This window comes from Rhizobium herbae (assembly GCF_017873135.1).
GTDB classification, from domain to species: Bacteria; Pseudomonadota; Alphaproteobacteria; order Rhizobiales; family Rhizobiaceae; genus Pararhizobium; species Pararhizobium herbae.
The window spans coordinates 73,695-95,142 of record NZ_JAGGJV010000011.1; the positions used below are offsets into that span (position 1 = coordinate 73,695).

18 protein-coding genes and 2 pseudogenes are annotated in these 21,448 nt (G+C 58.2%); 10 read left to right on the forward strand and 10 right to left on the reverse strand.

Annotated elements, in window-relative coordinates; translation table 11 throughout:
• Positions 1 to 100 precede the first annotated feature (100 nt).
• From J2Z75_RS25160 to J2Z75_RS29375, 3 genes and pseudogenes are all read left to right on the forward strand, one after another.
• Complete coding sequence (locus J2Z75_RS25160) at positions 101 to 1,795, forward strand: phospholipase D-like domain-containing protein (RefSeq protein WP_209856030.1); 1,695 nt, start codon at positions 101 to 103, stop codon at positions 1,793 to 1,795.
• 36 nt (positions 1,796 to 1,831) lie between these two features.
• Positions 1,832 to 2,929, forward strand: coding sequence for a hypothetical protein (locus J2Z75_RS25165; RefSeq protein ID WP_209856033.1), 1,098 nt, complete (start codon positions 1,832 to 1,834; stop codon positions 2,927 to 2,929).
• 299 nt (positions 2,930 to 3,228) lie between these two features.
• Positions 3,229 to 3,345, forward strand: a pseudogene (locus tag J2Z75_RS29375) (TetR/AcrR family transcriptional regulator); the annotation flags it as partial.
• Positions 3,346 to 3,536: 191 nt separating this feature from the next.
• On the opposite strand, the gene J2Z75_RS25170 reads toward J2Z75_RS29375, so the two are convergent.
• The 5 genes and pseudogenes from J2Z75_RS25170 to J2Z75_RS25190 all read right to left on the reverse strand — a co-directional run.
• Entirely contained in the window at positions 3,537 to 4,091 is a 555-nt protein-coding gene (locus tag J2Z75_RS25170) for a hypothetical protein (protein ID WP_209856036.1), read from the reverse strand.
• Between the two features lie 10 nt (positions 4,092 to 4,101).
• The gene (locus tag J2Z75_RS25175; RefSeq protein ID WP_209856039.1) at positions 4,102 to 4,806 is read right to left on the reverse strand and encodes an alpha/beta hydrolase; all 705 of its coding nucleotides are present in this window, start codon (positions 4,804 to 4,806) and stop codon (positions 4,102 to 4,104) included.
• Positions 4,803 to 5,768 carry a TauD/TfdA family dioxygenase gene (locus tag J2Z75_RS25180; RefSeq protein WP_209856042.1) on the reverse strand — a complete coding sequence of 322 codons (966 nt, stop codon included), beginning with the start codon at positions 5,766 to 5,768 and terminating at the stop codon, positions 4,803 to 4,805. The genes J2Z75_RS25175 and J2Z75_RS25180 overlap by 4 nt, the downstream gene beginning before the upstream one ends.
• Before the next feature lie 31 nt (positions 5,769 to 5,799).
• Positions 5,800 to 6,606, reverse strand: a complete 807-nt coding sequence (locus J2Z75_RS25185; protein ID WP_209856045.1) for a hypothetical protein — start codon at positions 6,604 to 6,606, stop codon at positions 5,800 to 5,802.
• A gap of 347 nt (positions 6,607 to 6,953) precedes the next feature.
• A pseudogene (locus J2Z75_RS25190) lies at positions 6,954 to 7,049 on the reverse strand (DUF1127 domain-containing protein); the annotation flags it as partial.
• 402 nt (positions 7,050 to 7,451) lie between these two features.
• Here J2Z75_RS25190 and J2Z75_RS25195 point away from each other — a divergent pair.
• Entirely contained in the window at positions 7,452 to 8,015 is a 564-nt protein-coding gene (locus J2Z75_RS25195) for a hypothetical protein (RefSeq protein WP_209856051.1), read from the forward strand.
• A gap of 185 nt (positions 8,016 to 8,200) precedes the next feature.
• On the opposite strand, the gene J2Z75_RS25200 is transcribed toward J2Z75_RS25195, so the two are convergent.
• Both J2Z75_RS25200 and J2Z75_RS29380 read right to left on the reverse strand, forming a co-directional pair.
• Positions 8,201 to 9,313, reverse strand: coding sequence for an RHE_PE00001 family protein (locus J2Z75_RS25200; RefSeq protein ID WP_209856054.1), 1,113 nt, complete (start codon positions 9,311 to 9,313; stop codon positions 8,201 to 8,203).
• Complete coding sequence (locus J2Z75_RS29380) at positions 9,282 to 9,551, reverse strand: hypothetical protein (RefSeq protein ID WP_234937583.1); 270 nt, start codon at positions 9,549 to 9,551, stop codon at positions 9,282 to 9,284. The genes J2Z75_RS25200 and J2Z75_RS29380 overlap by 32 nt, the downstream gene beginning before the upstream one ends.
• Between J2Z75_RS29380 and J2Z75_RS25205 the strand changes: the two genes are divergently transcribed.
• The 4 genes from J2Z75_RS25205 to J2Z75_RS25220 all read left to right on the forward strand — a co-directional run bounded on the left by J2Z75_RS25205 (position 9,444) and on the right by J2Z75_RS25220 (position 15,515).
• Positions 9,444 to 11,030 (forward strand): transposase family protein, encoded by a 1,587-nt coding sequence (locus tag J2Z75_RS25205; RefSeq protein WP_234937557.1) that lies wholly within the window; start codon positions 9,444 to 9,446, stop codon positions 11,028 to 11,030. The genes J2Z75_RS29380 and J2Z75_RS25205 overlap by 108 nt on opposite strands.
• Before the next feature lie 5 nt (positions 11,031 to 11,035).
• Positions 11,036 to 11,911 carry a TniB family NTP-binding protein gene (locus tag J2Z75_RS25210; protein WP_327791292.1) on the forward strand — a complete coding sequence of 292 codons (876 nt, stop codon included), beginning with the start codon at positions 11,036 to 11,038 and terminating at the stop codon, positions 11,909 to 11,911.
• A complete protein-coding gene (locus J2Z75_RS25215; protein ID WP_209856062.1) occupies positions 11,908 to 12,969 on the forward strand; it encodes a TniQ family protein in 1,062 nt (353 codons plus the stop codon). Before J2Z75_RS25210 ends, J2Z75_RS25215 begins: the two co-directional genes overlap by 4 nt.
• A gap of 143 nt (positions 12,970 to 13,112) precedes the next feature.
• Positions 13,113 to 15,515 carry a TOTE conflict system archaeo-eukaryotic primase domain-containing protein gene (locus J2Z75_RS25220; protein WP_209856064.1) on the forward strand — a complete coding sequence of 801 codons (2,403 nt, stop codon included), beginning with the start codon at positions 13,113 to 13,115 and terminating at the stop codon, positions 15,513 to 15,515.
• 61 nt (positions 15,516 to 15,576) lie between these two features.
• On the opposite strand, the gene scpB is transcribed toward J2Z75_RS25220, so the two are convergent.
• Positions 15,577 to 16,275, reverse strand: coding sequence for an SMC-Scp complex subunit ScpB (scpB, locus tag J2Z75_RS25225; protein ID WP_209856067.1), 699 nt, complete (start codon positions 16,273 to 16,275; stop codon positions 15,577 to 15,579).
• A gap of 2 nt (positions 16,276 to 16,277) precedes the next feature.
• Entirely contained in the window at positions 16,278 to 17,249 is a 972-nt protein-coding gene (locus J2Z75_RS25230; RefSeq protein ID WP_407692818.1) for a DUF1403 family protein, read from the reverse strand.
• A gap of 113 nt (positions 17,250 to 17,362) precedes the next feature.
• On the opposite strand from J2Z75_RS25230, the gene J2Z75_RS25235 reads away from it, so the two are divergent.
• On the forward strand, positions 17,363 to 18,505 hold the full coding sequence (locus J2Z75_RS25235; RefSeq protein ID WP_209856070.1) for a site-specific integrase: 1,143 nt from the start codon (positions 17,363 to 17,365) through the stop codon (positions 18,503 to 18,505).
• An 84-nt stretch (positions 18,506 to 18,589) separates the two neighbouring features.
• Here the strand turns inward: J2Z75_RS25235 and J2Z75_RS25240 are convergent, their stop codons facing one another.
• A complete protein-coding gene (locus J2Z75_RS25240) occupies positions 18,590 to 19,192 on the reverse strand; it encodes a hypothetical protein (protein ID WP_209856073.1) in 603 nt (200 codons plus the stop codon).
• A 472-nt stretch (positions 19,193 to 19,664) separates the two neighbouring features.
• Here J2Z75_RS25240 and J2Z75_RS25245 point away from each other — a divergent pair, with 472 nt between their 5' ends.
• On the forward strand, positions 19,665 to 21,338 hold the full coding sequence (locus tag J2Z75_RS25245) for an IS66 family transposase (RefSeq protein ID WP_209856075.1): 1,674 nt from the start codon (positions 19,665 to 19,667) through the stop codon (positions 21,336 to 21,338).
• Positions 21,339 to 21,448 lie beyond the last annotated feature (110 nt).

The following is a 21,448-nucleotide window of genomic DNA, read 5'->3' on the forward strand; positions in this document are numbered from 1 at the left end:
AAATTCACAATGAGATGCGACGAAAACTTACGTCTTCAACATTACACAAAAGCATACTACCATTAATTGCACGGCTTATCGCACGTCTTGGGGGATTGGCATGCGGAATTCTCTCTCCAAAAATGGTCTAACGGTCCTGGCCGTCGCCGGCACCTATGTGGTTTTGCTGGGCTTTGACCTGAAAAAGCGAGATTGCGCCGGCCTTCTCGGCTTCTCGATTCACCGCACCGACCCTGAAGGAAGAGACGCTCGTTTTCTCGAGGGGATGAAGACGTTTACAGAGACGGATCCCGGCTTCCCGCCGGGCTCGACCTATTCTTCGGAAAAGCAACCGTTTCAGAGCTTTCAATGGGCGGATTATTCCGCCGAGCCCGGCAAGACATATATTTATACGGTCACGGCGCTGAAGGGCACGCCGAGCACGCTGGTGCCGTTCAAAGCCGTTTCCGTGAAGGTGACGACCGAGAGCCCGCAAAGCGGCAACCACGACATCTATTTCAATCGCGGTGTGGCGGCTTCCCAAGAATATGTCCGTCGCTTTGGTGACCGGCTTCCCAAAGACGTGCAAAACGGGCAAGCCTTTATTTGGCTTTCCCGTGGTCTATACGAAGCGATGAAGTCGTTTGTCGAAGATTGCGTTCCCGGCAAGCATCAGCTCCGGATCTCCGCCTACGAGTTGAACTACGAGCCATTTTTGATGGTTTTGAGACAAGCGGCAAGCCGCGGGATCGACATCAAAATCATATTTGACGCCCGCAAGGCGCAGCCCCAGAAGGCAAACCGCGAAGCGATCGCCGCGGTGGATGCCGAGAGACCTGATCTCACTGTCAAGCTCACCGATATCTGTATCGAACGGAAGGCCAATCCATCCTATATCTCGCACAATAAGTTCATGGTGAAGATCGAGAACGGACAGGCGTCCTCCGTCTGGACCGGCGGTGCCAACTTCTCTGACGGCGGAATTTTCGGGCATTCAAATGTTGCCCATGTCGTCGAGGAACCGGCTATCGCCGACCTCTACCTAAAGTATTGGACTGCCATGGCCACGGACGATCCCGGGGTTCGTGAACTCGTGCCGATTGTCGAGCAGTTGACCCCACTTCCTTCGTCGCCACGGCAATCGGGAACAGGTGCGATCTTCAGCCCCCGGAAAACACTGGCCGCCCTCTCCTGGTATGCCGGCCTCGGCAAAGCTGCGAACGAAGGTCTGTTCATGACGTTCGCATTCGGTATCAACGATCTCTTCAAGGATGTATATCGGACTGCGAAGGCACCATTCCGGCTCGCTTTGCTGGAGGCGGCGACACGTCCCATGAAGAAGGGGTCGCCGGAACTGAAGGCGGAACAGGAAGCCGTCCAGGCGCTGCGCAATATGCCGGAGAATACCTTTGCGATCGGATCGATGATTGCCACGAACAAGATCGACGGATGGGTGAAGGAGCAACTCAGCGGCCTCAACGGCAATGTCGACTACATCCACAACAAGTTTATGCTCGTCGATCCACTGTCCGACAATCCAATCGTGGTCGCCGGCTCTGCAAACTTCAGCGATGCATCGACGAAACAGAACGATGAGAACATGATCGTTGTGGTCGGCAACAAACGGGTAGCCGACATTTACCTGGGCGAATTCATGCGGCTTTACACCCATCACGCGTTTCGCGAGTCTTTGGCGTGGCGCAAGCCGAACGATCCGCCCAAGCCTTTAAGAACCGACGATTGGTGGCAGACGTATTTCGGAAACACCGCCCAATCGGCACGCCGGCAGTTTTTTGCGCGATCGAGCCAGGTCTAGGACAACCTGTCTGCAGATATCACCGTTGGGGGAAACATGAATTATCTTAAAATAGCTGTTATCACTCTGCTCTGCGCGGTTGGAAGCTCCGCAACCGCTGCCGATGTGAAGTTGGGCAATTGGAATATTCAGACCCTTACCTTTGCCGGCGATCCGCATACCGTTTTCCCGGACGACTATGTGCGCAAAACCGCCGATTTTTCTGACCTGCGGCTCTGGCGAGATCAAGCGGGCGGGGACGTGTTTTTTCTGCAGGAAGTGACAAGCCCTGCGGCCATCGACGCAGTTTTTCCGGTTTCCGAAGGCTGGCAGCATTGCATCAGTGGCCAATATGCGCTGGATCAAGGCGCCGTCTCGATGCCGGCATGTACCCGCTCCGACGAAACTGCCTCTAAACCTTTAGGTGATTCCCGAAGCCAATATACCGCGGTTGCTTGGCGTAATCAGGCAGGCGTCAATGTTGGTCCGGTTGCGGACTATGCGACCCTGAATGTCAAGTCGGCAGATGGCGACGGAACGATCCGTGATCTCCGTTGGGGGCTCGACGTTACCGTCGTCGCTGGAGCCGCACGTCTGCGTGTTCTGGTCGTGCACATGAAGTCCGGCTGCTTTGACGACCGGATCAATTTTCGCCTGTTTACTGTCGATCCGGCAACTACAGCGCCTCAAAAGGACGCTTGTGACACGCTTGGACGGCAGATGTTTCCGCTCCATGCATGGATCGCGGCGCGAGAGGCAGGAGGCGATGCATGGATGGTTGTCGGAGACTTTAATCGCCGCCTGGATGCTGGGGCAGGACGTAACCAAGACGAGGTCTGGCAAGCGATCACTGCGTATTCTCCGGGATTCGACGGCCACGACCGCGACAGTCGACAAGATATTGTCGTCTATCGCGCCCCGTATAAGGTCGCCGCCACTTGCTGGGCCGATACGTCAAATAGCCTCCCCGCGACCCTGTCGGATAGTGACGACTACAACATGCTTCCGATCGAATTTTTCCTGTTCGGCAGCATAGCGCGCGCAAATCTCGATCCAGCGTCCGAGAGGCAATTCGCTTGGACACCCTCAATCCCGGAAGATCTTAAGCGACTGTCCGATCACTGCCCGAGTACAATCAATTTCCGTGCCCACTAGTTTAGGTCTAGGAATTTCATGCACGATGGATTTCGCCCGTGGCCATCTTCCCCTGTAAAGGAATGCGCGATGAGGAATCGGAAAGAGGGCTGGCGGCGGCATTTGAGAGCGGGGAGCACAAGAGGGTGACGCGGCTGTATCGTAGCGATGACCTGCCAACCTAGCAATGTTGGGTTCGCGGTCCCGGACGTGCCCCGCCTATGCTTAGGCAGCAAGCTCGCAATCATACCGTCGTAGAAACGCTAAATCTGCGGAGATCTTCTGATTTCATGCTGCAGCCGGACGCTGATCCTGCTCTCTACGGTGCGATTATTCAGGGCATGTCCGCACAGGCCTGCGACGGCGCCTGCAATGCGCGACTGAAGCGGCTGATGGATCTCGCACTCACGGCTTGGCCTGGCAAGCGTAGCAGCTAACGGAGAGATCGGCCCTAAGACACGTGAACTGCTCGTGCTGATAATATATAGAAGTGACCTCCCGGTATCAATCATCGCACCAGATCGAGCCTCCAGTGGCAAAATTTGTGATTTGGCCAGCGGCAAGATCAATGACGCTGCAGATGCCGATGGCTGCAGCGATCGGCGGGTAACGTCCCGCAGCTTGCTCTCTACGGTTCTCCGACAATGACAACCGAGGATCGAGGTACTTGGGTAGCGCCATCACCCGGAAAACGTCCACCGCAAAAGGTCTCCAGGTCTTTCAGCATTGCAATGACGCGGCGCACGCTATCATCCGGGTCAATGTCCATATCCGCTTCCTCGAGATCCTTGGTCAGATTGATGCAGCCCACGCTTCTGAGAAAGCCGATACCCGGATGGATAAGAATCTCCGTGCGGTCACCCGTACCGGCAAGGCCGAGCGCCGGCTTTGGCGTTACCGAGAAATCGCAGCTATCGTCGTAGCCAAATGTGGAATAGGCCGCGCCGACATGGGTGACAATTGCATACTCACCTTCTGCAAGCCTGCGACCGTTGCCTTCGGGTGCGTTGGCCCCTGGACCACCGCATTCCACACAAGTGCCGGTCAGATGTGCTCGCGTCACCCCACCGACCGAGACCCAATAGTGCCCTATCGTCCGCACTCTCTTGCCACGGCGATGCATTGAATGACGCAGAATGTTCAGCCGCCAGCCCTCCACTGGACCTTTCACCTCGTCGCTCATGAAACCTTGCCTAGAACAAGAGAGCTTGAAGCCTGGCAAGGACCTGGCCCCTGTCATCGGGATGGTCCTCCAGCCAGGTATGGATTTGATGGCCGGCGTGCGGAATGCGTAGAACTTCGCGATGACGCGCGTGCGGAGCGCAGTCATAATATGTTGAAACAACTTCCTCAGGTATCACGGCGTCCTCGCTGCCCACAACGACGAGCAGGTTTCCTCGAAATTCCCCGAGGCTCGAAAACGCGAGAGAGTCTGAATATGAGCCAGGCTTTCGAATGAATGCGGAGAACGTGTCGTCAAACTTCAGATCCTCCGAGCCTTTCCCATAGGCAGCAGGGCAAAAAAGGATGAGGTTCTTTATAGCTTTGACAGAAGCTAGTTGAGCGGCAACATGGGCACCCATGCTACTCGCAATGATCGTGTCTGGACACGCATCAGAAAAAAATTCACAGGCCGCGTTGGCTTCCGCAAGGCGTGTTTGGAGGCTGGAGCCGGAGAGCAGACCGGTGCTATCGCCGTGGCCCGAGAAATCAAAACACATTGATGACAAACCTTGCGAAGCCAAAACGTCCAGCACATACATAATGCGTTTTCGACTGGCCTTCCCGGCCCCGTGCAGGGACAGGACCGAGACTGGTTTGTCCGGCACAGCAATCAGTCGAGTCGCAGCCAGAGTGTTGCCGTCGACTACAAATGAAAAGTCTTCAACCTTGGTCATGCTTCCTCTCCCTCGACTATCCTTGATCGGGCCTCCGCACGTAGTTTACGGGACCGCCTTATACTTCCGCTGATGTAAATTCGTTTGAGCCACCGCCCGGTTCCATCATATTTCGCCTCATAGGGCGCGCGCCCATGCAGTGTTCGGTAGTTGTCGATGTAAAGAGCGTCGCCTCGCTCCAGGATCACGTCCTGCTTGACTTCATTCAGCTGCCAAACAAGAGCCGCGAGCGCATCGGCGTGCTCATGATCGGTCGTCCCACCCTCCAGGTAATTGAGATTTGCCTTGATGTAGGGCTGACTTTTCGACCCAAACAGAATGCCCTGAAGCACCTTTTCTTCAACGACCGAATGCGCGATATTCGGCGCGATCCTGAAGCTGGGTGAGAAAAGCAGCGGCAAATGCTCGGCCGCTATATCGATGTCGTCGATGAAGCTCAAAATCGTCGAGGCTCGCTCATCGTTGCGCAGACAGTAGAGACCGAAATACTCCCCCGCATTTTCATGGAAAGCATCCTCGGTATGGAGATCGAACAGGTTTTTCGATCCCGAACTGATCGGGAGGGCCTCGTTGCCTTTGATAGGCAAAACATTGTTGATCAGATTGCCGAACTGAATGGTCCGCCAAGTGAATGCGTCTCCAAGCAAGGAGCCGTAGAGCAGATGGAGGATCTCGTCAGCTGACAGGCGCTCTGAGTTGAGATCGGGCAAGATCTGCGGCGGGGTGGGCTTCTCTTCAAATTGCGGGTTGCCTCGGACGATAATCGCCGGATCCTTTTCACTGGTCCGGAATTCGGCAAAAAACTCGCGAACTGGGAACGGCAAGGAGCCAGCGTAAAGCGCAGCCCTTACGGCGAAGTCGAGCGGCAGTAGGCTCTCGTTAGACTTCTGGATCGTTTCGACCAGATCCAAGATGATGTCCCGCTCGGTATCGGCGAGCACAAGAATATTCGGTTCCTTCATCGCTCTTCCTTCGATTGTTTCACTTTGCGGCTTAGCCAAAGGGGCTCTCAAAATCATGCTTGACGGTGTCCAGAGTGAGCTGAGGCATGGCCTCGAGCTCCCTGCGAATAGACTTCATGACCGGGACGGTCGTGCCGTCCGAGGTCAGTTCCTGGAGTAGCCGCTCGGCTTCGGGATAAGACAGCGGATAGCGCGAAAGGATCACCTTCAACTGGTAGATATTGTTCGCATTGGAAATGCCGGTCATGGCGCCGCACATCCCCAGGTTAACCGGGTTCGGCGACGGCACCGCCGGGTCGGTTTTTAGGCGCCGAACGTTGCGCGTCATTGAGGCGTAGACCTTGGACGCAACGCCCTTGGACGAATGCGGGAAATACGTTCGGTAAAGGGTCAAATATTTGACATTACCGGTATATCTGTCCATGACGCCGACAGCAGCGATGTAGACGAACTCCTTCTTGAAGGTGATGTCACCCTTGTAACCGACAGTATCGGTGCCGATACACTCATGCTGGCTAACAGAGATTGATCGAAGATGAACCTTGATTTTCATCTTTGACAGCCGGATCTTCGCCGTTAGATTCTTGCGTTGTGTCAACTCCGGCATGATTGGGAGGTGGTATAGGTAGTATTCGCCGGAGATCCTCCGGATGTCACCGAATTGTTCAGAAAAAAGATACTTCACTGCAAAAACTATGGGATTCAATAAAACCCAACGAAACGGCCACAATATTACAAGCCAAAAATACTTTATAAAATTTATTTTTAGAGCTTCGTTAAATTCTGGGCTGCTTACTATTGAAGCGACGTAACCGGAAATGTCATGCAAAAACTCCATTAACATCTCCTCAAATAGGTTGTCGCTGTCTCGTTGTTGATAATTCCTTACGAATTAATCTAGAAATGCTACGTCGTCCGATGCAAATCGCGGCACGATTTGTTCGTTCTCAAGCCAAGCAGACTGGTAAAACTTGAGGTAATGTTGAAACTCTATTTACACAAGGCGTCGAGGAAAAAATAAATCGCCGCTTACGTGTAGAAACGCTGGGGCCGCCGCAACCCGCGAACATCTCGACCGTCATCATTAGGCTGCAACGACTGACCGATCGGTTATCGATCGATCTAGGCGTTTCGCTATCCGATATTAGGGAAAACCCGTCGTCCGCAAAATACTATCGCAACGGTACCGAGGTCGAGCAGTTCGCGCGAGCTCATGCGGCCAAGTTCGGTAACGGTCTGACGATACTTGCGCCAGTTGTTGAAAGAGCGTGCTACGTTCATGACGTTCCCTTTTCGTGAGGTCTCTTGACGCCAGCAACCATGCTTTGGTTCCAACGTCGTTTCGATGATTGGAATATGGGCTCTTGTCCTCACTTCGATAAGGCCAAGGTCTCAGGTCGGCCATGCACTCAAAGCATGGGTCAAATCAGGCATGGGCTGGAAGGGAGCTATCATGGCCCCGAAGCGGTCGACAATGACCGTCTATACAGGCACGTAATATGGTTTAAGAGCCAAGATGTAAGTCTGGTGTTGCTTTTAACCGATTTACAAGAACGGCAAAGCAAGCTGGACCACATGCGAGTCGACCAGTCCGCGAATTTCAACTTGCTGGACGTGTGCAGGATGCGCAAATGGATTGTCAGCGCAGGCGAGAGATTTAAGCAAGAATTGGACAGGTGACTGATGAACTACGCGAGGCTGCTGTGTGAGGGTGTTGGATCGTGGTTGCAGTTCGAGCACGCCTGTGACCGATCCGGCCTGTTTAGCGAGAAATACCTGACCCAACCCATTGGGCAGATCTTGAGCGCCAGGTCAGGAAATCGTGTCAGGGCGGAATACGTTCATCCGGTCTTGAGCGAGCTTGCAAAAGGGCCGGGGAGGCGTCCAGAAATTGATTTTGTCGTTTGCGATCCCTATCCCTCAATCACGATCGCTGTCGAATCGAAATGGATCGGAAAAACCAAGCCGAGCGTCGACAAAATATTCTGGGACCTGATCCGACTCGAGATGCTTGCCCATCATTCAAAGGCGCGATGTTTTTTCGTTTTAGGAGGAATGCGTTCCGACCTAAATAGCTACTTCAAGCATAAGCTTTTCTCTGGAATAGAGCCCGGCGAGCAGACCCGGCCGCTCTTGCGGACAGATATCAATAATGCACACAGGACTGCTTTGGTGCCGACGCGCGATCATTGCGGTCGAGAACCAACTGGTGCGAGAGGAAGACTGGGCTCATTTCTATCAAAGTGAAATTGATCTGCTGGATGATGCTGCGGAGCGCCTGTTTCCACAACTCCGTCCGTAGTGCGCTGATCAGCCGGGCATCTCAGGGATTGACGGTCTTCAATGCCAGGCTGGATTTGAACTGCCCGCGATATCCAGAGCTTAACGGTGGGCGGGGGGCAGCTGGCTGGCTCTCAGAATGGGCGTCTGGTTTATAACAGACCCCATGCTCGAAACCTCCCCCTCCCCGTCATCTCGCGCAAGCCAAGTTCCAAAACGATCCGCCGCGCCGCTTGCGGCGTGACGTCCAGCGTTTTCGCCACCATGCCGGCCGACACCAACGGCCTAGCCATAACCAGCTCGACCAGCTCCGGCAGTTTCGAAGACGTCCGTCGCCCATCGAGCTTTCGGTCCATCAGTGTTTTCGCCAGCGCCAGACGATCGTGCTCCTTCAGCCCGATCTCGGCGGCCGCGATAAGACCTTGGACGATGGCGAGCAGCCGGGTTTGCCGGTCGCGATGCCTGCGCCGATCGACCGGAATGGTTTTCAGGCCGAGATTGATAGGGGCGAGATGGGCACCAGTGGTAACGCCGGCCTGGCGCAGGATCGACGCCGCCAACAATCGCCCGAGCCAAGGCGCGTGCTGCAGCACCGTCAACTCGTTCCAGGCATCGAGGGCGATGATCGCCTGCAGCACCGCCGGTAGGTTTTCGGTCTGGCGCAGCACGCTGCGCCATTCGTCGAGCCGTTCGTCCTCGTCCCAGTCGAGATCATAGATCATCGGATCTTTGTCTTGGCCACCTCCGCGGCCGGGCCGGCTTGCGTTCTCGATCGCCGCCTTCGATCGGGCGAGCACCGCATCGATGGCAGCATAGTCGACGCCAGGGAGATTCTCGATGTCGTCGATATCTTCCCCCTCCCCTTCCGGATCTGACGCGTCCGCGCGCCGGATGCCGCCGGCCATCTCTCCCTCCTCGGCGTCGCCGGACGTGATCTCTGCGGTTTTTCGCAGTGTCCGAAGTCCGTCGGCGGAAAACGCCCAGCCGGGTGGTTGGGCAGCAACGCGCCGACGCGTGCGCAACACGTCGCGGGCGATTGTCAGCTCATGGGTCGGTGTGCGAATATCCCGCGTGGCATCATGGAGGACGAGGTCTTCGAGATGGACGAGTTCGCCGTCGATCCACAACGAGGCGCAGGCGTCGGCAAAGTGAGTGCGCTCAATAAAGCCCTGGCCGACCGGCGAACGGGCGATGCGCTCGTCGAGACGCGTGAGTACGGTAGCGGTGTGGCTTTTACTTCCAGATTTCAATCCGGGGAATGTCATACGCCAGTTGGGTTCTGGCGCTAAACTGGCGACGATTTTCCGCTAATGATTTCAGCGAGGCCCTTTGCCAAAGCCATTTCACGATCGAAGTTCGCCGGCGGCGCGCCCGGTCTCGGACGAGCACTGGTTGATGGCGCGTCGAATGGCCCGCGAGCTGGACAAAATCCTGGATGGCGGCAATCCAAGGCGGGCTGCCATCAAACGCGCTGCGGCTGAACTGCGGCTCACCACCCGGCAAATCTACAATCTCCTCGCCCGCTATCGCGCCGATCGGACAGTGACCAGCTTGCTTCCTCGCACTGCGACCAGTCGGCGCAAGCGGCTGCCGGAACACGTGGAGGCGATCATCGCCGCCACACTTCGCGAGAAGTGGCTGACGCTCGAGCCGACCCCACTTGCTCCCGTGGTCGACGAGATCCGCGCGCGCTGCGAGGAAGCCGGTCTTGCCGTTCCCTCATATGTGACGGTCGCTCGGCGCATCCCGATGTTGTTTTCGCCTGAAGAGATCGCGAAGAAGCGATCGGCCAATCCAAAGCACTTGCTGCGGCTGAAGCCGCGACCCGGCTATATCCATGCGCCGCACCCGCTCGCCGTGTGCCAAATCGACCATACGCCGACCGACATCAATTTCGTGGAGGTGGTCGATGGCGCCGGTGTGTTCGTCGGCCGACCCTATTTGACTGTCATCACCGACGTGGCGACGCGATCCATTCTCGGCTTCTGCCTCACCTTGGAAAAGCCGTCGGCTCTATCCGTTGCGCTTTGTCTCGCCCAAGCCATGTGTCCGAAAGATACATGGCTTGCAGCGCGCAATCTCAATCACGCCTGGCCGATGTTCGGTCGACCGCAGCTGCTCGTCACGGACTCGGCAATGGAGTTCAAGGGACACGCCTTCCAGCGAGGATGTGACGATTATGGGATCAGGATCCGGTATCGCGATCGAGGCCGTGTCCATCAAGGCGGGGTCGTTGAGCGGCTGCTGGGAAAGCTCAATGCGGTCCTCGCCACCTACCCGGGCTCTTCGGGCCGTTCGGTGGCCCACCGCGACGAATATCCATCCGAGCGGCGCGCCTGCCTGAGCTTCGCCGATCTGGAGCGCTGCGTTGCGCTGGCCGTGATCGATCACAACCTGCAGGAAAATTCCAAGACCCTGAAGGTCCCCATGACGGAATGGCGGCGCAACGCAGCCGCCCTGCCTCGGTTCGACGATGACCCGCAGCGCGTGCTGTTGTCGTTCTTGCCGGGAACGGAAAGGCAATTGTCACCGCAAGGGATCAACATGTTCGCCATGCACTATTATTCGCCGTGGCTGAGCGCCGTCGTTCCCGAGCGTGACCGGCTCGGAAGGCTTGAGGTGCGATACGACCCCCGTGACATCAGCCATGTTTACATCCGCGACCCGGAAAACCGACAGTTTCGGCCGGTCGAGCGACGCAACGGCCAACTGACGTCAGTGACGATGTGGGAGCATGCGGCGGAACGCACCCGTCGGCGTGCGGCAAACCACCGCTCAAGCACTGAGAAGGTGGCGCTCCGCCGCGAGATCGCAGCCATTGTGCAATCGGCGAAACCCTCCAGGCGCCAGTTGCGTGATGCTGTCCGCAAGGCCCATGCCGCCGCGGCGGAAAAGCCTTATGCCATTATGCAGCAGCCGGCACTTCCTCCCGCCGAGCATCCCACGCGTCAGAAGAGCCGGTTGCCGGTGGAGGATTGGTAGCAACAGTGGATCATTTGATCGAGCATGTCCGGCCGTATCTTGATCGTGATCATGAGGCAAGGATCGCTTATATCCGCGCGCCACGGTGGATCGGGCATCATGCCGCCCAGGATAGCCATCGGCGACTTGCCGAGCTTCTGTTACGGCCTCCGTCTTTGCGAACCCAGGGGCTGATGTTGGTCGGCCCGTACGCCAACGGTAAGACGATGATTGCCGAGCGGTTCGCCGTCGAGCACCTGAGAACCTCGCCCAAGCAAAGGGTATGGATAGCCCAGACACGCGAAGGCGCTGGCCTTGGCCATTTCTATGCCAGTATTCTGCAGGCGCTGCGGGCGCCCGGCGCCGATATGTGGAACCTTGGCCGCAAGGCCGAACAACTCGACCATTTGCTGTTCAGCCTCAAACCGAAGGTGCTGATTTTCGACGAGTTTCATAATGCGTTGCGGGGTCGTCCGCGCGACGTCGAAGCCGTTTTTGCATTCCTGCGGCGGATTGGCCGCCAGTACGACATCTCGCCGGTGCTGATTGGCGAGGTGGCCGTCTGCGATTTTATCAACGCCACCAGCGAGATGGCGAGCCGCTTCGACCTGGTCGCAGTTCCACGCTGGCAATATGACGAGAACTATCTCATGCTGCTCGACAGTCTCGAAGCCGCTTTGCCGCTGGCCAAAAGCTCGGATTTGTCGACCGAACCGTTGGCCCGGCTAATATTCAGCCTGTCGGAAGGCTTGATTGGCGAGATAGTCACCATCGTCGCGAAGGCGGCGATCGCGGCAATCACATCCGGGACCGAACGCATCAGCAAAGCCAACATCGACGCGCTGCGCTATGTGCCGATCTCACAGCGGCGCAACTCCCCTCTGCGTCAGAGCCTTCTATGATGGTCATCGATGCTCCCGGCCTGGCAATCGGCATCCGCGAGCGATACCGCGATGTCGTTTCGGAAAAGTGGCCCGTCATCGTCACGCCGCAGGCCGACGAATTGCTATCGAGCTGGTTGCACCGGCTTGCATTTGCGAACGGCATTGCGCCTCGACCGTTCGCCCGCGTACTCGGGCTTAATGCAGGGATGTGGTCGGCCGCCCTGGACCTCAAGCTCCCGGCCGACATTGCAACCCTTCTCCAAGCCCACACCGGGATTTCGGAACACCAACTCTCGGCGATGTCGCTAGCTGGATCGCCGCTGAAGCCGCTCTTGCTGCCATTGCGAAACAACGGACGTCGCGACAGTTCGCGGTGGCTGCAGTTCTGTTCTCGATGCCTGGCTGAGGATGCACAGCCATACTTTCGGCGACGATGGCGGTTGGCAACCAAAGCTTGCTGTTCAAAACATGGTTGCGGGTTGCGCGATCGATGCCCATCGTGCCGCAGCCGTGTTGCGGCTTTCGATCAGACTGAACTCGTTCCGCAACATCATTGCGCCCGCTGCGGCTATGACCTGCGTCGGGCATCGATTGTCGGTGTCGGTCCAGAGGTAAGACGGCTTGACCGCTGCATCGACGATATCTGCCGACTGGAAGCGATAACAGGCTCACGGGCCAGCGTTACCGTCGTTCAGCGCCTACTTGGCATGCCAAATGTTGCCGGCCTCTATGCGACATCGCCCCTGACGAGCCTGTCCACGTCGACGCGAATTCGCTGCGTCGAACGGCTCGCAATAAGATCCAGTGATTGGTTGACGGTCGATGATGATGTTGTGGTCACACATTGGCGACGGCTGATCCTCTCCGCGGGTGGTCACCTTCCTTTGATCACGCTGCTTGCGGATGCCCTCAAACGGCTTGGGCAGCAACCTTCCATCACACGCCCTCCTCCGGCTGCAGACCTCTCAGCGCTATTGTGTGCCTACGCGAGTATCACGAGAAGCCCTCATCGTCGGTGGGCTCGAACTCACCACCAGCCCGGCGATCACCAAGCGGCGGGCGGACAGCGGGGTTAGCGGTGGTCCGGATGCGCGGTTTGGGACTTAAGCGCGAGCTGTCTTTGGTCTATGTTGACGCATGACAGGACTTTGGAAAGTGGACTGCGGCGTTGGCAGGTTGGGACGACACTTCTGAAGAGATTGCGCGGATTCGGCGGCGCTTGGCTGATCTCGATGCTGAGCGTCTGGAGCTCGAGCGTATGTTAGAAATGCTGGAGAAAATGGTCACATCCGATAGCTGCGCGCCGGAACGACCGTCGTCTGTCGATGCCCCTGTTACCAACAGTTCACCGTCAGCCGAGAAAATCGAGTTGTTCCGACGCCTGTTCGCGGGGCGCCCCGATGTTTTCCCAGTTCGTTGGGAAAACAGGAAGGCCGCGCGCTCCGGCTATTCGCCTGCCTGCTCCAACGAGTGGGCAAAGGGGATCTGCGGTAAGCCGAAGGTCAAATGCGGGGAATGTTCGCATCAGGCTTTCATTCCGCCCTCCGAGGATATCATCGAAAAGCATCTTCGCGGCGGCGATTTTCGGTCTGGCGATTTTCGGTCTGGCGATTTTGTTGCCGGGGTGTATCCGTTGCTGCAAGACGAAACGTGCTGGTTCCTCGCAGCGGATTTCGACAAGGAAAGCTGGGCTGATGACACCAGAGCATTGCTGGCTACCTGTCGTGCAAAGGGAATTGCCGCAGCTCTTGAACGGTCGAGATCTGGGAACGGCGGTCATGTCTGGATATTCTTCTCCGAACCCATTCCGGCCCGGATCGCCCGGCAACTGGGCGCTGCCCTGATCACGGAGACGATGGAGAACCGTCCCGAGATTGGCTTCACATCTTATGATCGTTTCTTTCCCAATCAGGATACGATGCCGCTTGGCGGTTTCGGTAATCTGATCGCGCTTCCTCTGCAAAGGAGAGCTCGCGAAAACGGCAACAGCGTTTTTGTCGATGACGACTTGCGGCCTTACGACGACCAGTGGGCCTACCTCTCGTCCCTGACCAGGCTATCGGCGGACATTGTCTTCAGGATCGCCGATGAAGCTGAATTGTCGGGGCGGGTCTTGGGCGTCCGGATGCCAGTCGATGACGAACATGCCGATGAGCCGTGGAAGATGTTGCCGTCGCGGCGTAGCGAGCCGCGGCGAATTGAGGCTGCGATCCCGCAAAGCATCAAGGTCGTGATCGCCGACCAGGTGTACATCGATAGGACCGAGCTTCCGTCCGCGCTGATTGCGCAGTTCGTGCGCCTGGCGGCATTCCAGAACCCGGAATTCTATCGTACGCAAGCAATGCGTTTGCCGACCTTCGGCAAACCTCGGATCATCTCCTGTGCCGAGCTTCACCCACGCCATGTCGCGCTGCCACGAGGCTGCTTCGACGAAACTGTAGAGCTGATCAAGAGCCATGGCGCCATCGCCATTTTGGAGGATCTCCGCGAAGATGGGGAGGCTCTACCCGCCGGCGTTTCGTTCCAAGGGGAACTGCGACGGCCACAATCGCGGGCCTTTGATGCTCTTGTCGCCAACGATAACGGCGTGCTCGCCGCCACGACCGCGTTCGGCAAGACAGTTGTCGCAGCTGCACTCATAGCACATCGCGGCCGCAACACGCTGGTTCTCGTTCACCGGAGGGAGCTTCTCACCCAATGGGTAGAGCGTCTGACTTCCTTCCTGAGCATCGAACCAAAGCAGATCGGCGTCATCGGTGGCGGGAAAAGGAAGCCAACGGGGGTCATCGATGTGGCGCTGATCCAAAGCCTGGTTCGGAATGGCGAGGTCGATGACATCGTGGGAAATTACGGTCATCTGATTGTCGACGAGTGCCACCATCTGTCCGCTGCAAGTTTTGAACTTGTCGCTCGCAGATCCAAAGCGCGGTATGTCGTAGGCTTATCTGCCACCGTTGCGCGAAAAGACGGTCATCATCCGATCATCTTCATGCAATGCGGCCCCGTTCGTCACCGGGTCGATGCAAGGGTTCAAGCTGCCGAGCGTGGTATTCGCCACCGTGCCCGCGACCGTTCGACGAAGTTTGAGTTGCCAGCGTCACTCGTCTCGGCCGAGCGCCCGTCAATGCCAGCGATCTATGCGGCCCTTGCGCAGGACCAAGGCCGAAATGACCTGATTTTCGATGACGTGCTGAAATCCCTCGAGGCCAGACGTTCGCCCATCCTGCTGACTGAGCGTAAGGATCACCTCGATTATCTCCAGCAAAAATTCTCGCCGTTCGTGAAGAATCTGGTGGTGCTGCGCGGCGGCATGTCGGCGAAGGATCGCAAGCAAGCCAACGCGGCGTTGAATGTCGCAGACGATGATGAGCGCCTGATACTTGCGATAGGCCGCTACATCGGGGAAGGCTTCGATGATGCCCGTCTCGACACGTTGTTCCTGACCATGCCGATCGCCTGGAGAGGCACTTTGGCGCAGTATGTCGGCCGTCTGCATCGCCAACATGATGGCAAGAGAGACGTTTTGGTGGTCGACTATGTCGATAACACCGTTCCGGTTCTGGCTCGGATGGCAGCGAAACGACGCGTGGGTTATCGGGCGCTCGGCTATGTGATAGAGTAGCTGGCGCGGCTTAAGGGAAGTGGAGCGGCCCATGGCAGTCCGTCATGCCCACCAAATGCGCTTACAGCTGATCCTGCTCGTCGCCATCGGCGCCTTCTTTCGCCAACTCTTCCCGCACAAGCGCCTGTCGGCTAAGCAGCCCGTCATCCTCAAGCCGCTCCAGATCGGGCAGGTCACGCAGTGTCTCAAGGCCGAACGCCGATAGGAAATGCTTCGTCGTTACATAGGTGTAGGGCGCGCCGGGTGTCGGGCTGCGCGGGCCAGAGCCGAGAAACCCGGCATCGCGCAAACTGGCGATCGTGTCGCGGCTTATCTCCTTGCCGAACATGGTGGACAGCTCGCTGCGGGTCACCGGCTGTAGGTAGGCGATTGCCGCCAGCACCGCAGCCTCATGCTCCGACAGATACGCCGGGGCCGACCGCGTTGGCGCCTGCGATGCCCGGATCGCAGATGCGTAGGCCGAACGGCTTCGATGCTGCCAACCGCCGGCGACCGCGACGATATCATAGGGACGGGACCGCAGTTCCTCACGCAAATCGTCGATGAGGAGATCGATGCTACAGCTCTTTCCGACCACGCGCGCCAAAATCTCGCGGCTGACCGGCTCGGTGGCAGAAAAGATCACCGCCTCGACGCGCAGCATCCACTCGCGCCAGCGCAGTTCCGGCGGTAAATCCTCAAGCTCTCTATCGAAGAGGATTTCATCCTTCGACTTCGGTCTGCGGCCTCGAACTGCTTTGGCTGCATTTGATCCAGCCATCGTCAAAGCCCAAAAATCCGAAACGAGGTGCGGCCGGAGAGTTCACGCACCGCGCCAAAACTTTCCAGCCGCTCGAACAATCGCGTCGCCGCCCAACGGGAGAGATGGCTGTCGGGTGCGGAGGCGGGCACGGCATCCTCGTTGAGCAACTTTTCGATGATGCCGCCGGCGCCTTTGGTTCGCACCTTCGGCGCCACCGCCAACAATTTTTCGGCGCGGCGGCCAATGTCATTGGCCTGCCGCAAGGCCTCGACCGTGGCGGACACGAGCGCCAGGCACACCGCCCGCGGGAAAGCGGGCTCCCCCGGCCGCACCCGCCCGCGGCCACCGATGGTCTTGAACGCTGCGCCATGACGCTCGCCCATCGTGAGCGGCACGCCACACGCCCAGGCGAGTTTTTCCGCGAGCAGGCGGTCGGCCAGCCACCAGGCCAAAATTTCGGCATCTGGCCGGGCGGCGCAGATGTTGGTGACCAGGTCGGCGACGACGAAGGGCACAGCACGACCGGACTGAAGCGCGCCGTCAAATAAATCGGCAATTTCGCTCAGGCCCTCGCGACGCATCCCCATCAGCGCCGCCAGTTCTTCCAGACCTTTGCTGCTGATCGGCCGCTTCTTTGCCGCCAGTTTCTGGAATGCCAAATACATCGCTCCGGCCGGTCCGGGATCGTTGCCAGGCGCGGTGAGCAGCACCACATCGCGCAAGCCCGCCGCGCCTTCGTTTCGGCCAATCATCTGCACGGCTGAATGCGAGGCCCTGAGCGCAAGGCGCTGGCGCCAGCAGCCCGCCCACGGCAGGTCGGCGCGAACCAGATCGTCGAGCGATTTCAGAGCGATGCCGGCGGCGAAGGCGACGTCTGTATCGCTCGGATCTTTGCCGCGCAAGGTCACCCAGCCCGGCATAGGTGGCACGGTCGATGGCGGTATCGGGGCGGCGGAAGGTGAGCGGAGGCGCGAATCCATGCTGTCGAGCATAATCGATGCGCGCTCTTTTAGCCACATTTTTCGGTTAAAACCGCACAGTATGTCAGCGCTAGATTATGTCCGATAAGATTGCATTATCGGACGTTTTGCTCTTTATAGAGAGAATGGCCCAAATCATCGAGCAGAACAGCGAAAATCACGCCGATATGAGCGCTGCGCCGTCTGACAGCATGGCGCATTCTAGTGATGTTTCCGCGCCAAAGTCGTCGGCCGGGAACAGCGGTCTCCCCTCCCCTCTACCAGCGCCGGGCACCAGCCTGCCGTCGCACCTGGAACAACTGGCCGATCGCGCCCGCGCCTATGTCGAGGCCGCCAGTTCCACCAATACCCGCCGCGCCTACGCTTCCGACTGGAAGCATTTCGCTGCTTGGTGTCGGCGCCAGAATGTTGCGCCCCTCCCCCCGGATCCGCAGGTCGTCGGTCTCTACATCACCGCCTGCGCGTCAGGGACCGCAGAACGCGGCATGAAGGCGAACACGGTGTCCACCATCGAACGGCGCCTGTCGGCCATCGGCTGGAACTGCGCCCAGCGCGGCACGCCGCTTGATCGCAAGGACCGCGCCATCGCCACCGTGATGGCCGGCATTCGCAACACCCACGCGTCCCCTCCCCGGCAGAAGGAAGCCATTCTGCCGGAAGATCTGATCGCCATGCTGGAGACGCTGGACAGGGGAACCCTGCGCGGCTTGCGCGACCGCGCGATGCTGCTGATCGGCTTTGCCGGCGGCCTACGCCGCTCGGAGATTGTTGGGCTCGACCTCGGCCGCGACCAGACAGAGGATTCTTCGGGCTGGATCGAAATCCTCGACAAGGGCATGCTCGTCACCCTTCGGGGCAAAACCGGCTGGCGCGAGGTCGAGATCGGCCGCGGCTCGTCGGATGCGACCTGCCCCATCGTCGCCGTCGAGACTTGGATCCGCTTCGCAAAGCTTGCCAAAGGCCCCCTATTCCGCCGCGTCACCGGCAAAGGCAAAGACGTTGGACCAGATCGTCTCAATGACAAGGAGGTCGCCCGCCTGGTCAAGTCGGCGGTGCTTGCCGCCGGTGTTCGCGGCGATCTTTCCGAGAGCGAACGCGGGGAGAAATTCTCCGGCCATTCGCTACGCGCCGGCCTTGCCTCCTCGGCCGAGGTCGACGAACGCTACGTGCAGAAGCAGCTCGGTCACGCGTCCGCCGAGATGACCCGAAAATATCAGCGGCGCCGAGACCGGTTCCGTGTGAATCTCACCAAGGCATCCGGGCTTTGACATGCCCCTCCCCTGCTCGATGTGAAGCCGGGGGTGGAACAAGCTCTGTTCCCCAGACACGCTAAGCTCGAACGATCGAAGAACCTATTTGCCGGTACGGTAGTAGACCGTATCCAGCGGCGTGGTCGGCGCTTGTTCAGGAGACGTGGTTGTCCACTTGACGGGAAAGGCACCAAAACGTAGCTCATTCCCTTTGATCCAGACGGTGTCAAAGAGGCGGATGCCCTCGGCGGCGAAGGTAAAGGGACCGCACTTTTTGCCAGCAACGGAGAACGGAACGTTTTCCTCCCAGCCTTTTAACCCGCACCCTGCCTGATCGGCAGTCTCTCTATTATAGTGGTCGACAACGTCGCTTATATTGGGCGTAGTGGTAATGGAGCGCACGACATATTCAATCCGGGCGTGATTGCCATCGGCATCCTCGGTGAGAAGCTCTCCCTTGAAGTTGACCTGCACCGTAGGCCTCTGGCACGTATTCATGGCGTAGACCTGCGAAGTGGCGGTCACATCCTTGCCGCTGACGACGATGCGCGTGACGTAGCCGTGCCTGTCGTTTTTCCCGATCGAAAGGCAGTCGGACGTCCACTCACCATTCAGATTTGAAGGCTTATCCTGAGCAAATGCAGCAGCCGGAGCGGCCAAAGCGAGCAAACATGTTCCGGCAACAAGATAGCGAACGACAGTCATAACAACCTCTCCGATATTGGTGGAAGTTCTATGGAATAAAAAATACAGGCTCAATTATGATCGGTTGCCCCTTCCTACGCTGCTCTGAGGAGGTTGCTGGGAAGTGGCAGGGGCGTGAAGCCATCCGGTATCTGCTGCGCGGTATCCCACGAATAGCTGCCGATGAGATTTAGATGCCCCCAACTGGGTGGCGAGGTGTGTTTCGGCAACTCATTCGGAATGTTGCGTCCTCGCTGACGCAGGTGCGCCGTAACCCGTCCGAGAGCGCGCAGGAACACGATGCGTTCCTCCAACCAGATCAGGTTGAAGCCGCTAGGTCAAAAATGGGGGTCGAATCTCTAGCTTACCGCTTCAATTGAAATCGGGAAATAAAAGCCACAGCCGGCATCAAAAGCTGGCCGCAACAGTACCTGGAGCATTTTTGGTGGCAGAAGGGATTCCTGTTTTTTGTAAATCATGATTCACTTCCTTTATGACGAAGCGCCGCCTTCCCATGGTCGAGCATGCCGATACGCTGTCGCTGAAAGCGCTGCGTGAGCTTGTGACGGGTCTGGTTGCACGGGCCGATCGGGCAGACATCCGGATCGAAAAGCTCGAGGCCGAAAACCACAAGCTTAGCGACGAGAACGACCAGCTCAGGATCGAAAACACCCGGCTGAAGGTCGACAACCAGCTTCTGCGCGACGAGATTGCGCGGCTGAAGAACCTGCCGCCACGCCCGCCGTTCAGACCCTCGGGCATGGAACAGGCAACCGGCGACAAGACGGTTGCTGGCAAAGAGAAGCCTGCGAGCCGCCGCGGGCCGAAAGGCGACACGGGCAAGGTCACGCGCGAAGAGGTGCTGCCTGCCAGCGTTCCACCTGGATCGCGCTTCAAGGGCTACAAGGATTGCGTCGTGAGGGATCTGGTCATGCGGGTCGAGGTGGTGCGCTATCGCCGCGAATGCTGGGTGACGCCGGATGGCAGAACGATCATCGCGCCGCTGCCGGCAGGAATCCGAGCCGGCTATGGCGCCAATCTGCGACGCTTCTGCCTGATGCTTCACGCCCATGGGCAGGTCACGACGCAGCGGCTGACGACCTTGCTCAACGATGTCGGTGTCGAGATTTCCAAACGCCAGGTCATCCGGGTTTTGACGGAGCGACTGGATGGCTTTCATGCCGAGGATGCCGCCGTTCTGCATGCCGGCCTGGTTTCGGCTCCCTTTGTGACGGTCGACGACACAGGCGCCCGCCATGCCAACCGCAATTTTCATACCACGCATATCGGGGGCGAGCATTTCACTGTGTTTCGCACAGGGCCGTCGAAGTCGCGGCTGAACTTTCTGGCCCTGCTGCGCGGCAACTATCAGGACTATGTCCTCAACGATGCTGCCTTCACCTTTCTGGAAGACCGGCAGGTGGACCCTGCCCTTCTGGCGCGGTTGAACACCCGCGAGCCGCGGCGGTTTGCCAATCAGGTTCCGTTTCTCGCGTATCTGGCTGAACATGGCATCGATATCTTCGACAGGGACATCATCCGACCATTTGCCGAGGCCGGCATCTGGGGTGCCATCCGCCATCATGGTCTGGTCGGCAATGCGGTGATCGTCTCCGACGACGCCGGACAGTTCCGGGTCGGCACCCATGCGCTCTGCTGGGTCCATACCGAAAGGCTGCTGCACAAGCTGATGCCGGCGACGCCGCGCCAGGTGAAGCATGTCGAGACCCTGCGCGAACTTATCTGGCTCTTCTACAAGGCTCTGAAAGATTTTTCGCGAAGTCCGAGTCGACGTGCTGCCCAAGGCCTTGAGGTCCGGTTCGATCGAATTTTCTCCATTCGAACCGGATATGGCGATCTCGACAAACTGCTGTCTCGGCTGAAGCGCCGCAAGTCCGAACTGCTGCGGGTTCTGGAGCGGCCTGAAACCCCGCTCCATACCAATGCGTCGGAAAGAGATCTGCGCGGCTTTGTCATCAAGCGGAAGATCTCGGGTGGCACGGTCAGTCGCAATGGTCGGCAGGCGCGCGACAGCATGCTCGGCCTGATGAAGACCTGCCAGAAGCTCGGCCTTTCGTTCTGGCACTATCTTGGCGATCGGCTGGGCATTGGCGTCGACCATCATCTTATTCCGCCACTCCCATCCATGATTGCGGCACGCGCTTAACGACCTTCGGCCCTTTCACAGCCAGCACATGGCCCATCAAACCTGCAAAGTTTATCGGCATTGCCACCAAATCAGCCCCGCTTACGCCGCAACAGGGCTGTCATGCTGAT

What these genes read in the sequence shown, in the direction of transcription:
- J2Z75_RS25160 (WP_209856030.1), top strand. Translation starts at nt 101, where the DNA reads ATGCGGAATTCTCTCTCCAAAAATGGTCTAACGGTCCTGGCCGTCGCC.
- J2Z75_RS25165 (WP_209856033.1), top strand. Translation starts at nt 1,832, where the DNA reads ATGAATTATCTTAAAATAGCTGTTATCACTCTGCTCTGCGCGGTTGGA.
- J2Z75_RS25170 (WP_209856036.1), bottom strand. Translation starts at nt 4,091, where the DNA reads ATGAGCGACGAGGTGAAAGGTCCAGTGGAGGGCTGGCGGCTGAACATT.
- J2Z75_RS25175 (WP_209856039.1), bottom strand. Translation starts at nt 4,806, where the DNA reads ATGACCAAGGTTGAAGACTTTTCATTTGTAGTCGACGGCAACACTCTG.
- J2Z75_RS25180 (WP_209856042.1), bottom strand. Translation starts at nt 5,768, where the DNA reads ATGAAGGAACCGAATATTCTTGTGCTCGCCGATACCGAGCGGGACATC.
- J2Z75_RS25185 (WP_209856045.1), bottom strand. Translation starts at nt 6,606, where the DNA reads ATGGAGTTTTTGCATGACATTTCCGGTTACGTCGCTTCAATAGTAAGC.
- J2Z75_RS25195 (WP_209856051.1), top strand. Translation starts at nt 7,452, where the DNA reads ATGAACTACGCGAGGCTGCTGTGTGAGGGTGTTGGATCGTGGTTGCAG.
- J2Z75_RS25200 (WP_209856054.1), bottom strand. Translation starts at nt 9,313, where the DNA reads ATGACATTCCCCGGATTGAAATCTGGAAGTAAAAGCCACACCGCTACC.
- J2Z75_RS25205 (WP_234937557.1), top strand. Translation starts at nt 9,444, where the DNA reads ATGGCGCGTCGAATGGCCCGCGAGCTGGACAAAATCCTGGATGGCGGC.
- J2Z75_RS25215 (WP_209856062.1), top strand. Translation starts at nt 11,908, where the DNA reads ATGATGGTCATCGATGCTCCCGGCCTGGCAATCGGCATCCGCGAGCGA.
- scpB (WP_209856067.1), bottom strand. Translation starts at nt 16,275, where the DNA reads ATGGCTGGATCAAATGCAGCCAAAGCAGTTCGAGGCCGCAGACCGAAG.
- J2Z75_RS25230 (WP_407692818.1), bottom strand. Translation starts at nt 17,249, where the DNA reads ATGCTCGACAGCATGGATTCGCGCCTCCGCTCACCTTCCGCCGCCCCG.
- J2Z75_RS25235 (WP_209856070.1), top strand. Translation starts at nt 17,363, where the DNA reads ATGGCCCAAATCATCGAGCAGAACAGCGAAAATCACGCCGATATGAGC.
- J2Z75_RS25240 (WP_209856073.1), bottom strand. Translation starts at nt 19,192, where the DNA reads ATGACTGTCGTTCGCTATCTTGTTGCCGGAACATGTTTGCTCGCTTTG.
- J2Z75_RS25245 (WP_209856075.1), top strand. Translation starts at nt 19,665, where the DNA reads ATGACGAAGCGCCGCCTTCCCATGGTCGAGCATGCCGATACGCTGTCG.